Here is a 12,813-nt window from a genome sequence, read left to right on the forward strand (position 1 = left end):
GCGCCTATCCTTCCTGGCCATCGGGCAGGCCCGGCCGGATATGGGCCAGCGCCCGCTCCACGTACGCCGCCTTCTCGCCCACCGGCGCTACGTAGTGCAGCGTCATCCGGGCGGCTTCCTCACCCTGACAGCGGGCGATAAGCCAGCCGGCCAGGTAGGGCGAGGCCAGGCAGCCGCCGGCCGTGGCCAGATTGCCGCTGGCGTGGAAGGGCCGGTCGAGCACTTCGACGCCGGCCTCCTGGACCCAGGGACGGGTGGTCAGGTCGGTGCAGGCGGGCACGCCGTCCAGCAGCCCGAGCCGGGCGAGGATCAACGCCCCGGAGCATTGCGCGCCGATCAGTTGTCGGGTCGGATCCAGCCGCAGCGTGGACAGCCGTTTCGGGTCGTCGACGATATCGCGGGTGTGGAGGCCGCTGCCCACCAGCACCGCGTCGGCGCCGGGCAGGTCGCACAGCCGGGATTGCGTCTCAACGGTGACGCCGTTCATGGAGGTCACCGAGGTCTCCGGACCGCAGAGCGTCACTCGCCAGCCCGGAGCCTTGACCCGGTTGAGGATGCCCAGCGCCACCAGCGAGTCGATCTCGTTGAATCCGGGGAAGGTGAGGATGGCGATGTGCATGGGAACGCTCCGTTGCGAAATGGGAACCCCAGCCTAGGTGGACACCTCGAGGCAATACAGATATAAAATTACGAAATTGAACCGGTACAGATCGTCGATAGAGAGAACTGTGCCGCTGAATTTCACGGCAACTGTGCCGGCAATGATGTGATGAGGGGCCCGCCGCCATGGGGGAAGCGAACAAACGCTATGAGCAACTGGCGGACCAGCTGCAGACGCTGATCCGCGATCAGGTCTATCCGGTGGGCAGCCGTCTGCCGGGTGTGCGCAAGCTGGGCGAGCAGCACGGCGTGAGCGTGGCCACGGTCGTGAGCGCCTGCCGGGAGCTGGAGCAGCGCGGTGTGCTGGAGGCGCGGCCGCGATCGGGGTTTTTCGTGTGTCCGCCGCTGGCCCGGCGGGACGCGCCCAGCCTGCCCCGCGCCGGCCGCCGCCCGCGCCCGGTGACCGGCCAGGAGCGGGTGCTGCGCATGGTGCAGGCGGTTAACGACCCGGCGGTGGTGAACCTGGGGGCGGCGGTGGCGGACCCGGATTTCCAGCCGGTGGCGCAGATGGAGCGGGCCTTCCGCACCGTGCTGCGCGAACAGCGCCGCCGTTGCGTGGGCTACGAGTTCCCGCCCGGAGCGCCGGAGTTGCGCGCCGGCCTGGCCCGCCGGCTGGCGGCGTTGCGTTGCCCGGTGTCCCCGGATCAGGTGCTGATCACCAACAGCTGCCAGGAGTCCGTCGCCATCGCGCTGCGCATGCTGACCCGGCCGGGGGACACCGTGGCCATTGAGTCGCCCACCTACTACGGCCTGCTGCAGGTGATCGAATCCCTGGGCCTCAAGGCCCTGGAGATTCCCACCGACCCGATCCAGGGCCTGTCCCTGGAGGCGCTCACGCTGGCGTTGGAGCGCTGGCCGGTGGCCGCCTGTGTGATGGTGCCCAACTTCTCGAATCCGCTGGGCACGCGCATGCCGGACAGCCGCAAACAGGGGCTGCTGCGTCTGCTGACGGACCACGACGTGCCGCTGGTGGAGGATGACATCTACGGTGACCTGCCGCTCAGCGGCACGCGCCCGCTGCCCATCAAGGCCTGGGACCGGGACGGCCTGGTGTACTACTGCTCGTCGTGCTCGAAGACCTTGTCGGCGGGGATGCGCGTGGGCTGGCTGGTGCCCGGGCGGGATTTTCAACGGGCGCAGTATCTGCAGTTCATCAATACGGTGTCGGTGGCCACGCCGTCACAACTGGCGCTGGCGCATTTCCTGGAAAAGGGTCACTACGACCGTTATCTGCGGCGGGTGAGAAGCCTGCACGCCAAGGCGGTGGCGCGCATGACCGACCGGGTCACTGAACTGTTTCCCACGGAGACCCGGGTCAGCCGGCCCGAGGGCGGTTTCGTGCTGTGGCTGGAACTGCCCGGCCGGGTGAACACCACCGAGCTGGCGGAGCGGGCCCTGGACGCGGGTGTGAACTTCGCGCCGGGGGCGCTGTTTTCCGCCTCCGGCAAGTTCGATCACTGTTTGCGCCTGAATTGCGCGGTGCGCTGGGACAACCGGGTGGAGCGGGCGCTGGCGCGGCTGGCCGCGCTGCTTTGAGCGTCGACCGGCCGCTGCCGCGCCTGACGGGCCGCGTTCCTAGTCTTCCATCGCCGCCAGCTCGTCATCGAAGAAGAACTTGTCTTCGCCGAACGCCGGCTCCAGGTGGTTGAGCCAGGTGGCGTCCTCGTTGTACTTGGCGAAGAACGGGCGCTGTACCCAGTCCGGGTTGCGGCCCTGGATCAGGCGCAGCACGAACACCTTCTCGCCGGCCACTTCGGTGACGCCCTGGATTTCCACCTTGCCCGGGTGGCTGGACATGCTCGGGCCACGGGCGGTGCGCGCCAGGCCGGAGACCTGCTTCATGGCGTCGCGGTAGATATTCCAGGCGCGGGCCAGCGGCACTTCGAAGTAGCGGCGCGCGCCGGTGTCCCGTTCCACGAACATGTAGTAGGGGACGATGCCCAGCTCCACCTGGGTCTGCCACAGGCGCGCCCAGTCGTCGGCGTTGTCGTTGATGTGCGCGAGCAGCGGGCCCTGGGCGCGGATCTGGGCGCCGGTTTCGCGTACCCGGGCGATCGCTTCCCGGGCGATGGCCGGCTCCAGCTCACGCCAGTGGTTGTAGTGGGCCATCAGCGCCAGGTGCTTGCCGGCGGCCTGCACTTCACGGAACAGGTCGAGCAGGTCGTCGGCGTCCTTGTCGGAGATCACCCGCTGGGGCCAGAAGGTGAGCGCCTTGGAGCCGATGCGGATGGTGCGGATCTGCTCCAGTTCCAGCAGCGGTTCGATGTGGGCGCGCAGGTTCTTGGTCTTCATCACCAGTGGATCGCCGCCGGTGATCAGGATGTCGGTGATCTCCGGGTGCGCCTGCACATAGCGCTTCAGCTGGCCGGCTTCCTTGGTGGCGATCTTGAGATCGTTATCGCCGATGAACTGCGCCCAGCGGAAACAGAAGGTGCAGTAGCTGTGGCACACCTGGCCCTGGCTGGGGAAAAACAGCACCGTCTCGTTGTACTTGTGCTGAATGCCGTCGATCTTTTCGCCGTCCACTTCCGGAATGTTGTGTTCCATCTGCCCGGCGGGGTGCGGGTTGAGGGCCTCGCGGACCTCGGCCACGGCGGCGTCGATCTCCGCCTTGTCGCCGCCGCGCATGGCGTCGGCCACCTTGTCGAAGTGTTCCGGTGCAAGCATGCCTTTCTGCGGAAAGGTGAGCTGGTAGATCGGGTCGTCGGGCACCTTGTCCCAGTCGATCAGTTCCTCGATCACGTATTCGTTGACGCGGAACGGCAGCACGTTGGCCACCACGCGCATGGCGAAACGGGCGTCATCGTCGAGGCGCTGCAATTGTTCGATTTTGTCCAACTGGCGTGCGGTGAACACCTTGAAGCGGCGCGGCTCCTGGGTGGCCGGCTCCTGATGTTCACGCAGCGGAATAACCGTATTGGCTTCTGACATGGTTTTCGCTCCTGATCATGCGCCGACGGCGACAAGGGGCGCGCCGGTACACTGGCCGCTTCAACCAGCGTGGTTCATGTTATATCTGTCTGCGTCGGGGGCTGACCCCATGGCCTTTTGGGCCGGATAAGTACCCCTGCGGGCCGAAATGGCCAGGGGCGGCGCGTCGTTAACGCGGCGGGTGTAAAGCGGCGCTATGGTATGCGTTTGCGCGGCCGAGCGCAAAACGGCGCCGCCGGGGACGGATGCGCGGCGGCCCTGGTGTATGCTGGGCCGCGTGCGGACGGGGAATCAATCGCAAGGGAGAGAGCATGCAGGAATGGGTCGCCGGCGCGGCGTCGCTCGTGGAGTGGCTGATCGCCTGGCTACAGGTGTTCTGGCCCGCCATCGTCGCCACCGCCGGCGTGGTCGCGGCGGTCTGGGTGACGCTGCATGTGGCGCAGCACAAACGGGATGCCCGCGCCGCCGCGGCCTGGACCGGCCTGGTATGGCTGGTGCCGCTGGTCGGCGCCCTGCTGTATCTGCTGTTGGGCGTGAACCGCATACAGCGGCGCGCCCGCCAGCTCACCGGCGGCGGCGCCATTGATGCCGCGCTGAGCGCCGGCCGGGATCAGGGCACGCCGCTGCAATCCGACCGCCTGCGGGTGCTGGCGCGGCTGGTGGGGCGTCTCACCGGCCTGCCGCTTACCGGCGGTAACCGGGTCACGCTGCTGGAGGCCGGGCCGGCGCTGGCGGCGATGATCCAGGCGGTGGACCAGGCCCGTGACAGTGTGTTGCTGGCCACCTATATCTTCGGCAACGACGCCGCCGGTAAGCCGCTGGCGGACGCCCTGGAGCGGGCGGTGGCGCGCGGCGTGACCGTGCGGGTGCTGGTGGACGGCGTCGGCGCGCTCTATTCGCTGCCGCCGATCACCCTGCGCCTGCGCCGCCGGGGCGTGCGCGTGGAGCGCTTTCTGCACTCCATCGCCCCCTGGCGAATGCCTTACCTGAACCTGCGCAACCACCGCAAACTGATGGTGGTGGACCGCTGCATCGGCTTCACCGGCGGTATGAACATCCGCGCCGGCTACCTGCGCGAGCCGGCACACATGCAGGACCTGCACGCCCGGGTGGAGGGCCCCGCGGTGGTGCATCTGCTGCGCAGTTTCGTCGCCGACTGGGCCTTTACCTGCGGCGAGACCCTGGATGACAACTACCTGGGCGCCCTGGAAGCGGGCGACACCCTGGCGCGCGGCATCAACGCCGGCCCGGACGCGGATTTCGACAAGCGCCGGCTGACATTGCTGGCGGCGATCGGCGCCGCCGAGCACGAAGTGCGCATCGTCACGCCGTATTTCGTGCCCGACCAGACCCTGCTGGCGAGCCTGCAGCTGGCGTTGCTGAAAGGGGTGCGGGTGAACATCGTGGTGCCGCAAAAGAACAACCTGCGGCTGGTGCAGTGGGCCAGCCTGCACGCGCTTCGCTGGCTGGTGCGCGAAGGCGCGGAGCTGCATTTCTCGGCGCCGCCGTTCGATCACACCAAGCTGATGACGGTGGACGGCCACTGGGTGCTGCTGGGCTCGGGCAACTGGGACGCGCGCAGCCTTCGCCTTAACTTCGAATTCGACATGGAATGTTATGATGACCCCCTGGCGGAGCAGGCCAACGACCTGATCGACCGCCGTCTGCGCGGCGCGCGCCGGGTCGGCGAGGCGGAGTTCCGTGCCATGGGCCGCTGGCGCCATGTGCGCAATGCGCTGGCGCACCTGTTCGAGCCCTATCTATAACCCTTTTCTGGCAGTGAGGATGTTGCATGCGTTTGCCCCGCGACCCGGAGCTTCCGGCCGGTTTGAAAACCCTGTCCCGATTGCAGTTCATCCACGGCTTCGTGGTGGTGGCGGTGGCCACGGCGATCTGGCTGCCGTCACCGACCGTGGCGCAATCCTGGGTGACGCTGGTGGCGTTGCTGGCGGCACTGCACGTGCTGCTGCAGGTGGGGCTCTATACGGGCTCGGCGCTGGCGCGGGAGGATGCCGGCCTGGTGCCGATGGCGGCGTTGCTGCTGGTGGCCGCCTGTGCCACGCCGTTTCTGCCGGCCTGGGCGTCCACGCCGCTGATGGCGGTGGCGGTGATGCTGCTGTTTCTGATGGAGAAGGTGGCGGCGGTCCGCGAACACTGGCCGCAGGCCTGGCTACGCGGGCGCAAACAGCATATGCAGTTTCTGATGGTGTCGCTGGGCAGTGTGGGCTTCTGGCTGATCAGCCAGGACAATCAGGCGCTGATAAAGGCGGCGACCGGCGGATAGCGCCGGCCGCCGTGGCGCTACTTCTTGACCGGTGAGCCCGGGCCCAACAGCGCCCATATCACCAGGCCGATCACCGGCAATACCAATACCAGGATCACCCACAGAATCTTCTCGCCGGTGGAGGCGCCGGACTGAACGATCTTGATGATCGCCAGAATATCCAGCACCAGAATGATTAAGCCGAGTATCTTGCTCATGTGCCCGCTCCCTAGGTTCATCGAATGGATACCCCGACGCTAACCACACTCGCCGCCCCGGTAAACCAAACGAAGGTAAAAGCCCGTAAACCCACGAACTGGCATCAAGCGCCAAGATCACTACAATACGGAACCTCCGCTCCGGTAGCTCAGTTGGATAGAGCAAGCGCCTCCTAAGCGCTAGGTCGCAGGTTCGACTCCTGCTCGGGGCGCCATCTTTCCTGGTTTTTCGGATAAACCCTCGCCGGATTCCCCTGTTTGACGTAACGTTTCCCTTTAACGTGCATCCATGGGCGTATTGGAAGTAGAGGAGCGCACCATGAAGGACACCCGAGGGCTTTTGCTCCGCAGTGGTACCGACTTCCCGGCGCTGCGCCGGCGCCACACCAGCATTCTGCAGGTCAATCTCGGCTATCTGTGCAATATGAGCTGCGTGCACTGCCACGTGAACGCGGGCCCCACGCGCACCGAAATGATGGAGCGCGAGACCATTGAGCAGATCATCCAGGTGCTGGACCGGGGCCGCGTGGAGGTGCTGGACCTGACCGGCGGCGCCCCGGAAATGAACCCGCATTTCCGCGATCTGGTGCGCGCCGCCCGGGCCCGCGGCGTCACCGTGATCGACCGTTGCAACCTGACCATCCTGCTGGAGGACGGCTATCAGGATCTGCCGGAATTCCTGGCGGAGCAGGGCGTGCAGATCGTGGCGTCGCTGCCCTGTTACCTGGAAGAGAACGTCAACGAGCAGCGCGGCAAGGGCGTCTACAGCAGCAGCATCGAGGCGATCCGGCGCCTGAACGCGGTCGGCTATGGCGACCCGGCACTGCCCCTGGACCTGGTCTACAACCCGGTGGGCGCCCATCTGCCGCCGCCGCAGGCGGCCCTGGAGGCGGACTACCACCGCGAGCTGGACCAGCGCTTCGGCGTGCGCTTCAACCGCCTGCTGACCATCACCAATATGCCCATCAGCCGTTTCGGGGCGGTGCTGCTGGCGCATAACCAGTTCAACGATTACATGCAGTTGTTGCGCGACAACTACAATCGCGACAATCTTGAAGCCGTGATGTGCCGGAACACCCTGAGCGTGGATTATCAGGGTTACCTGTACGATTGTGACTTCAACCAGATGCTGGATATGCCCCAGGGGCACCATGATCGGCGCCCCCACGTCAGCGAGCTGCTCGACGCCGACAAGGAAGGCGAGCCGGTGTACGTGGCCGATCATTGCTTCGGGTGCACCGCGGGGTCCGGCAGTAGCTGTGGAGGCGCTTTGGGATGAACCTGAGTGTGGTAATTCCGGTGCTCGACGAGGCGAAATGTCTGGGGCCGTTCCTGGAGATGCTTCGTGAACGCCTGGGCGAGGGCGATCAGATCATCGTGGTGGATGGCGGCAGCAGCGACAACAGCGCGCTGATCGCCCGTGAGCACGCCGACCTGGTGCTGCACTGCGACCGTGGCCGGGCCCGGCAGATGAACCTGGGCGCCGAGCGCGCCGAAGGCGACTGGCTGTGGTTCCTGCACGCCGACTGCGGCCGGGTGGTGCGCGGTCACATCCGCGCCCTGAGAGCGCTGCCCGAGGACGCCGTCTGGGGCCGCTTCGACGTGCGCCTGTCCGGCAATCACCGCCTGTTCCCGCTGATCGGCCATGCCATGAATATCCGCTCGCGCTGGACCGGCATCGCCACCGGCGACCAGGGCATCTTCGTGCGGCGCGACCAATTCCTGGAAATGGGCGGCTTCCCGATGCAGCCGCTGATGGAAGACGTGGCCCTGAGCCAGCGTCTGCGCCGCCTGGCGGCGCCCGCCTGCCTGCGTCCGCGGCTGGTGGCCGACAGCCGGCGCTGGGAGGAACACGGCGTGTGGCGCACCATGATGCTGATGTGGCAGCTGCGCTGGCGCTACTGGCGCGGCGAGGACCCGGCCCGGCTGCACCGCGACTACTACCGCCAACATTACCGTCAGCAGCACCATGGCGGCTGAGCGCGCGCCCGCCATAGATACCCTGCTGCTGGTCTTCGCCCGGGCCCCGCGCCGGGGCAGGGTGAAGACCCGCCTGGTGCCCGAACTGGGCGAGGACACCGCCCTGGATGTACACCAGCGCCTGCTCGACCGCACCCTGCGGGAGGCCGCCGCTTTCCCCGGCCGCGCCAGGCTGATGCTCGACGATCATGACGACCGGCTCGCCGCCCACGCCGGGGAAATCGGCCTGGAGGTGGGGCTGCAGCACGGCGGCGGACTCGGCGAGCGCATGAACGCGGCACTGCGGGACGGCCTGCAAGAGGCGCCACGTGTGCTGCTGGTGGGCAGCGATTGCCCGGTGCTGGACCAGACCTACCTGGCACTGGCCGTGGACGGGCTCGACAACGCCCGGGTGGTGCTGGGCGCCAGCGAGGACGGCGGCTATGTGTTGATCGGCGGCAGCGACGCCTCGGTCTGGCATGACGGACGCTTCGAAGGGGTGCGCCTGGGCACCGATTACGCCATGGCCGATACGCTGGTGGCGCTCAACGACGTGGCCCCGGTGACCGTATTGCCGCCCCTTTGGGACGTGGATATCCCCGAGGACGTGACCCGCGCCCGCAACCTGGGTGTGTTGCCCTGAGTCCCATTCCCGGTACTTCCGGCTTCCTGAACCCCGCGCTTCCGGCTTAGTATATTGGCCTTCCAGGTGGTCCTTTAGGCTTATCATCGGAATCCGGGCCGCCTTCAATCAAGGGAGTGAGACATGGAACAGCCACCGGTGCTCGACAGCGCCGTTATCAATGAACTTCGAGAAATCATGGGGGGCGACTTCGACACCCTGGTCGCCTCCTACATCCGCGATGGCGGTCAGCGCCTGCAGGCCCTCCACGACGCCCTCGCCGCCGGCGACGCCGAAGCCGTCCGGCAGCAGGCGCACAGCTTCAAAGGCAGTAGCGGCAATCTCGGTGCGTTGCGGGTAACGGGCATCTGCCTGGAAATCGAGCAATACGCCCGCGAGCGGGACCTGGCCGCCGCCGGCACCCTGATGGAGGCCTTGGAAAATCAGTTCCAGAAGTCCTGCGACGCCCTCGGCGCCTGTTGAGCGGGCAAAAAAAACCCCTCATCCAAAGGGGGTGGATGAGGGGGGGTTGTGAGCGCTATTGCTAGCGCCTTGGGGGGATACCATTTATCTAATCAAAAGGTTACATGTCCCACTTTGCCCATGCTGTAAAAAGCCGTGAGCGATTGTAAAACTTGGCGGCTTTGTGGCACCGCTGTGTGTCCCGGAGGCCTTAAGGCACCGGAACAGCCTGCTGAAATGCTCTGAGTTTGTAAGCAATATCTTACAAGACTGTAAGCATTTCTACCAATCTTCTGTCCTCGGATGCCGTCAATTTTTATCGGCGAATTCGCTAAGCTATTGATATACCTGGGGAAGAGCCGAAAGAGCTCATTTCTTGTCCGCAGTTTTTATATATCTTTAACCCTTGCCGGCCTCCGCGATTGCTATAGTGCCTCCCGTGCTCATGGAGAAGAGCACACGGAAAGCTAGGGACGGTGGACACGGAGGTTCTAGGTGAGCGCAATCGGGTAAGGAACACTCGACGCAAAAAGGGCGGCAGGATGCCGCCCTTTCTTATTTCAGGCTACCCGCCGATTACCACTCGCGGGCGAGCTTTTCCTTCTTGTTGGGGACACCGTCCCACTCTTCCGCATCGTCCGGGGAGTCCTTCATCTCGGTGATGTTGGGCCACTTCTCCGCCAGCTCCGCGTTGATTTCCAGGAAATCCTGCTGGTCGTCGGGCAACTCGTCTTCCGAGAAGATGGCGTTCACCGGGCATTCGGGCTCGCACAGGGCGCAGTCGATGCATTCGTCCGGGTGAATCACCAGGAAGTTGGGGCCTTCATAGAAACAGTCCACCGGACATACTTCCACGCAGTCCGTGTGTTTGCAGTTGATGCAGTTTTCACCTACTACGAACGTCATAGCCTGTCCTCGCCAGGTGTATTCTCTTTCCAGGGCCAGCACTGAATTCTATCAGATCACCGGCCCGCTTGGGGTATATCGCCAGGGGCGCCAGCCGCTCGGCGCGTGACCCTCCCTCGGGGCCGCGCTAGTCTACCCGACTGTGCCGGGCTGGCAAGCGCCGCGGGCACCGCGATTGACCGAAGTGGTCAATGCCGGGGTTTATCAGTGGTCGCTTAACTGCTTCAGGCGGTAGAGCGCCTCCAGGGCCTGGCGCGGCGTCAGATCATCCGGGTCCAGATCCCGCAGCGCTTTATCCACCTCGCTGATGGCACCGAACATGTCCGCCTGGGCGGGTGCTTCGGAGTGGGCCGCCGGCACCGGCCGCTCACCGCTTTCCAGCTCCGCCAGCTTGTCCGCCGCCTGACGGATCACGCCGGCGGGCACCCCGGCCAGCTGCGCCACCTGCAGGCCGTAGCTGCGGCTCGCCGGCCCTTCCTGTACCCGGTGCAGGAAAACGATGCGGTTGTTGTGCTCGCTGGCGGTGAGATGGGCGTTGTAGACGCCGGGCAGATGCTCCGGCAGTTGCGTCAGCTCGAAGTAATGGGTGGCGAACAGGGTGTAGGCGCGCAGATTGCGGGCCAGATGCTCCGCCGCCGCCCACGCCAGGCTGAGGCCGTCGAAGGTGCTGGTGCCGCGACCGATCTCCTCCAGCAACACCCGGCTTTCCGGCGTGGCGTTATTGAGGATGTGGGCCGTGTCCGACATTTCCACCATAAAGGTGGAACGCCCGCCGGCCAAGTCGTCGGACGAGCCGATGCGGGTAAAGATGCGGTCGATTTTGCCGATGCGGGCGCTGGCGGCGGGCACCGCGCTGCCGATGTGGGCGAGCAGGGCGATCAGCGCGGTCTGGCGCATATAGGTGGACTTACCGCCCATGTTCGGGCCGGTGATGATCACCATGCGGCGCTGGTCGTCCAGCTGCAGGCTGTTGGGCACGAAGGCGTCGTCCATCACCTGTTCCACCACCGGGTGGCGGCCGTCGACGATCTCGATGCCGGGCTCGTCCACCAGGCGCGGGCGCACCCAGTTGAGGGTTTCCGCCCGCTCCGCCAGACACGCCAGCACGTCCAGCTCGGCCACCGCCGCGGCGCTCGCCTGCAGTGGGCCGAGATCGGCGGCCAGCTCCTCGATCAGCGCTTCGTAAAGCCGCTTCTCCAGGTTCAGCGCCTTGCTGGACGCGGACAGCGCCTTGTCCTCGAACTCCTTCAGCTCCGGTGTGATAAAGCGCTCGGCGTTCTTCAGCGTCTGGCGGCGCTGGTAATCCACCGGCGCCTGGTCCGCCTCGCGGCGGGACAGCTCAATATAGTAGCCGTGCACCCGGTTGTACTTGACCCGCAGCGTGGAAAAGCCGGTGCGCTCACGCTCGCGGGTTTCAATGTCCACCAGCACCGCGCCGGCGTTCTCGCTGATCGAACGCAGCTCGTCCAGCTCTTCGCTGTAGCCCGGCGCGATCACACCGCCGTCGCGGATCAGCATGGGCGGGTTCTCGATCACCGCGCGCTCCAGCAGCGCCACTTTGTCCGGGAAGTCACTGAGCCGGTCGTGCAGCCCCTGGAACACCGCGTCGTCGGGCAGGGCGGCGTGCAGCTCCGGCAGCGCCGACAGGCTGATGTGCAGCCGGGTCAGGTCGCGGGGCCGGGCGGAGCGCAGCGCCACCCGGCCGAGAATCCGCTCCATATCGCCGATCCGGTCCAGCACCTGGCGGGCCGACTCGAAGCGCCAGCCGTCGCGCAGCGCGGCGATGCGGCCCTGGCGCTCACCGAGCACCGAGCGGTCGCGCAGCGGCCGGTGCACCCAGCGCTTGAGCAACCGCGAACCCATCGCCGTCTCGGTGCTGTCCAGCACCCAGGCCAGAGACGGCTCCTCCTGGCCGGTGAGGGTTTCGGTGAGCTCCAGATTGCGGCGCGTGGCGGCGTCCATGGCGACGCCATCGTCGAACGCTTCCAGGGTCAGCCCGGTGACATGGGGCAGGTCGCTGCGCTGGGTCTCCCGGGCGTACTGCAACAGCGCCCCGGCCGCCGCCACGGACGCCGGCGCCGGCTGCCCGAAGCCGGACAGATCCTGCACCTGAAACTGCTGGCAAAGCTGCCGGCGCGCGCCCTCCGCATCGAAATCCCAGGGCGGCCGCTGCCGGCAACCGGGCCGCTGGCTCAGCGGGCCCGGCAGGCCGTGGTCCTCGCTGATCAACAGCTCCGCCGGCTGCCAGCGCTCCAGCAGCGCCTGCAGTTGCTCGTGACCGTCCACCTGCGTCACCACGAAGCGCCCGGCGGCCACGTCCAGGCTGGCCGCGCCGATGCGCGGCCCGTCCTCGTAGAGCGCGCACAGCAGCGTGTCGCGGCGCTCCTCCAGCAACGCCTCGTCGCTCACCGTCCCCGGCGTCACGATGCGCACCACCTTGCGCTCCACCGGCCCCTTGGCCAGCGCCGGATCGCCGATCTGCTCGCAGATCACCACCGACTCGCCCAGCTTCACCAGCCGCGCCAGATAGCCCTCGGCGGCGTGGTATGGAATCCCCGCCATGGGAATCGGCTTGCCGTTGCTTTGGCCGCGCTGCGTCAGGGTGATATCCAGCAGCCGCGCCGCCTTCTGCGCGTCGCCGAAAAACAGCTCGTAGAAATCCCCCATCCGGTAGAACACCAGCTGATCCGGGTGCTCGGCCTTAATGCCTAAATACTGCTGCATCATCGGGGTGTGGCCGGACAAGTCTTGCTTTGCCATATGCGCGGTGTCGCCTGTTTCCGGGAAAGTGA

General features: G+C 66.3%; 12 protein-coding genes and 1 tRNA gene. 8 read left to right on the forward strand and 5 right to left on the reverse strand.

Annotated elements, in window-relative coordinates:
* Positions 1–4 precede the first annotated feature (4 nt).
* A complete protein-coding gene (locus tag ACEQZD_RS13995) occupies positions 5–619 on the reverse strand; it encodes a DJ-1/PfpI family protein (protein ID WP_335629329.1) in 615 nt (204 codons plus the stop codon).
* 167 nt (positions 620–786) lie between these two features.
* Between ACEQZD_RS13995 and ACEQZD_RS14000 the strand changes: the two genes are divergently transcribed.
* A complete protein-coding gene (locus ACEQZD_RS14000; protein WP_335629330.1) occupies positions 787–2,196 on the forward strand; it encodes a PLP-dependent aminotransferase family protein in 1,410 nt (469 codons plus the stop codon).
* A 39-nt stretch (positions 2,197–2,235) separates the two neighbouring features.
* Here ACEQZD_RS14000 and ACEQZD_RS14005 read toward each other — a convergent pair whose 3' ends face one another.
* Positions 2,236–3,591 (reverse strand): KamA family radical SAM protein, encoded by a 1,356-nt coding sequence (locus ACEQZD_RS14005; protein ID WP_335629331.1) that lies wholly within the window; start codon positions 3,589–3,591, stop codon positions 2,236–2,238.
* A gap of 311 nt (positions 3,592–3,902) precedes the next feature.
* Between ACEQZD_RS14005 and ACEQZD_RS14010 the strand changes: the two genes are divergently transcribed.
* Positions 3,903–5,357 (forward strand): phospholipase D-like domain-containing protein, encoded by a 1,455-nt coding sequence (locus ACEQZD_RS14010; protein ID WP_335629332.1) that lies wholly within the window; start codon positions 3,903–3,905, stop codon positions 5,355–5,357.
* A 26-nt stretch (positions 5,358–5,383) separates the two neighbouring features.
* Entirely contained in the window at positions 5,384–5,875 is a 492-nt protein-coding gene (locus ACEQZD_RS14015; RefSeq protein ID WP_335629333.1) for a hypothetical protein, read from the forward strand.
* A 17-nt stretch (positions 5,876–5,892) separates the two neighbouring features.
* On the opposite strand, the gene ACEQZD_RS14020 is transcribed toward ACEQZD_RS14015, so the two are convergent.
* The gene (locus ACEQZD_RS14020) at positions 5,893–6,072 is read right to left on the reverse strand and encodes a PLD nuclease N-terminal domain-containing protein (RefSeq protein ID WP_142948630.1); all 180 of its coding nucleotides are present in this window, start codon (positions 6,070–6,072) and stop codon (positions 5,893–5,895) included.
* A 138-nt stretch (positions 6,073–6,210) separates the two neighbouring features.
* Between ACEQZD_RS14020 and ACEQZD_RS14025 the strand changes: the two genes are divergently transcribed.
* The 5 genes from ACEQZD_RS14025 to ACEQZD_RS14045 all read left to right on the forward strand — a co-directional run bounded on the left by ACEQZD_RS14025 (position 6,211) and on the right by ACEQZD_RS14045 (position 9,136).
* Positions 6,211–6,287: transfer RNA gene (locus tag ACEQZD_RS14025), tRNA-Arg, on the forward strand.
* A gap of 104 nt (positions 6,288–6,391) precedes the next feature.
* Positions 6,392–7,351, forward strand: a complete 960-nt coding sequence (arsS, locus tag ACEQZD_RS14030) for an arsenosugar biosynthesis radical SAM (seleno)protein ArsS (RefSeq protein ID WP_370186207.1) — start codon at positions 6,392–6,394, stop codon at positions 7,349–7,351.
* Positions 7,348–8,052, forward strand: coding sequence for a TIGR04283 family arsenosugar biosynthesis glycosyltransferase (locus ACEQZD_RS14035; RefSeq protein WP_142948628.1), 705 nt, complete (start codon positions 7,348–7,350; stop codon positions 8,050–8,052). The genes arsS and ACEQZD_RS14035 overlap by 4 nt, the downstream gene beginning before the upstream one ends.
* Entirely contained in the window at positions 8,042–8,674 is a 633-nt protein-coding gene (locus ACEQZD_RS14040; RefSeq protein ID WP_335629335.1) for a TIGR04282 family arsenosugar biosynthesis glycosyltransferase, read from the forward strand. Before ACEQZD_RS14035 ends, ACEQZD_RS14040 begins: the two co-directional genes overlap by 11 nt.
* A gap of 123 nt (positions 8,675–8,797) precedes the next feature.
* Positions 8,798–9,136, forward strand: coding sequence for an Hpt domain-containing protein (locus ACEQZD_RS14045; RefSeq protein WP_194855400.1), 339 nt, complete (start codon positions 8,798–8,800; stop codon positions 9,134–9,136).
* A 555-nt stretch (positions 9,137–9,691) separates the two neighbouring features.
* On the opposite strand, the gene fdxA is transcribed toward ACEQZD_RS14045, so the two are convergent.
* Positions 9,692–10,021 (reverse strand): ferredoxin FdxA, encoded by a 330-nt coding sequence (gene fdxA / locus ACEQZD_RS14050; RefSeq protein ID WP_067612130.1) that lies wholly within the window; start codon positions 10,019–10,021, stop codon positions 9,692–9,694.
* A gap of 204 nt (positions 10,022–10,225) precedes the next feature.
* Positions 10,226–12,781 carry a DNA mismatch repair protein MutS gene (gene mutS / locus ACEQZD_RS14055; RefSeq protein WP_370186209.1) on the reverse strand — a complete coding sequence of 852 codons (2,556 nt, stop codon included), beginning with the start codon at positions 12,779–12,781 and terminating at the stop codon, positions 10,226–10,228.
* Positions 12,782–12,813 lie beyond the last annotated feature (32 nt).

The sequence above is a fragment of the Alloalcanivorax sp. genome, from assembly GCF_964221125.1.
Taxonomy (GTDB): domain Bacteria; phylum Pseudomonadota; class Gammaproteobacteria; order Pseudomonadales; family Alcanivoracaceae; genus Alloalcanivorax; species Alloalcanivorax venustensis.

What these genes read in the sequence shown, in the direction of transcription:
- ACEQZD_RS13995 (WP_335629329.1), bottom strand. Translation starts at nt 619, where the DNA reads ATGCACATCGCCATCCTCACCTTCCCCGGATTCAACGAGATCGACTCG.
- ACEQZD_RS14000 (WP_335629330.1), top strand. Translation starts at nt 787, where the DNA reads ATGGGGGAAGCGAACAAACGCTATGAGCAACTGGCGGACCAGCTGCAG.
- ACEQZD_RS14005 (WP_335629331.1), bottom strand. Translation starts at nt 3,591, where the DNA reads ATGTCAGAAGCCAATACGGTTATTCCGCTGCGTGAACATCAGGAGCCG.
- ACEQZD_RS14010 (WP_335629332.1), top strand. Translation starts at nt 3,903, where the DNA reads ATGCAGGAATGGGTCGCCGGCGCGGCGTCGCTCGTGGAGTGGCTGATC.
- ACEQZD_RS14015 (WP_335629333.1), top strand. Translation starts at nt 5,384, where the DNA reads ATGCGTTTGCCCCGCGACCCGGAGCTTCCGGCCGGTTTGAAAACCCTG.
- ACEQZD_RS14020 (WP_142948630.1), bottom strand. Translation starts at nt 6,072, where the DNA reads ATGAGCAAGATACTCGGCTTAATCATTCTGGTGCTGGATATTCTGGCG.
- arsS (WP_370186207.1), top strand. Translation starts at nt 6,392, where the DNA reads ATGAAGGACACCCGAGGGCTTTTGCTCCGCAGTGGTACCGACTTCCCG.
- ACEQZD_RS14035 (WP_142948628.1), top strand. Translation starts at nt 7,348, where the DNA reads ATGAACCTGAGTGTGGTAATTCCGGTGCTCGACGAGGCGAAATGTCTG.
- ACEQZD_RS14040 (WP_335629335.1), top strand. Translation starts at nt 8,042, where the DNA reads ATGGCGGCTGAGCGCGCGCCCGCCATAGATACCCTGCTGCTGGTCTTC.
- ACEQZD_RS14045 (WP_194855400.1), top strand. Translation starts at nt 8,798, where the DNA reads ATGGAACAGCCACCGGTGCTCGACAGCGCCGTTATCAATGAACTTCGA.
- fdxA (WP_067612130.1), bottom strand. Translation starts at nt 10,021, where the DNA reads ATGACGTTCGTAGTAGGTGAAAACTGCATCAACTGCAAACACACGGAC.
- mutS (WP_370186209.1), bottom strand. Translation starts at nt 12,781, where the DNA reads ATGGCAAAGCAAGACTTGTCCGGCCACACCCCGATGATGCAGCAGTAT.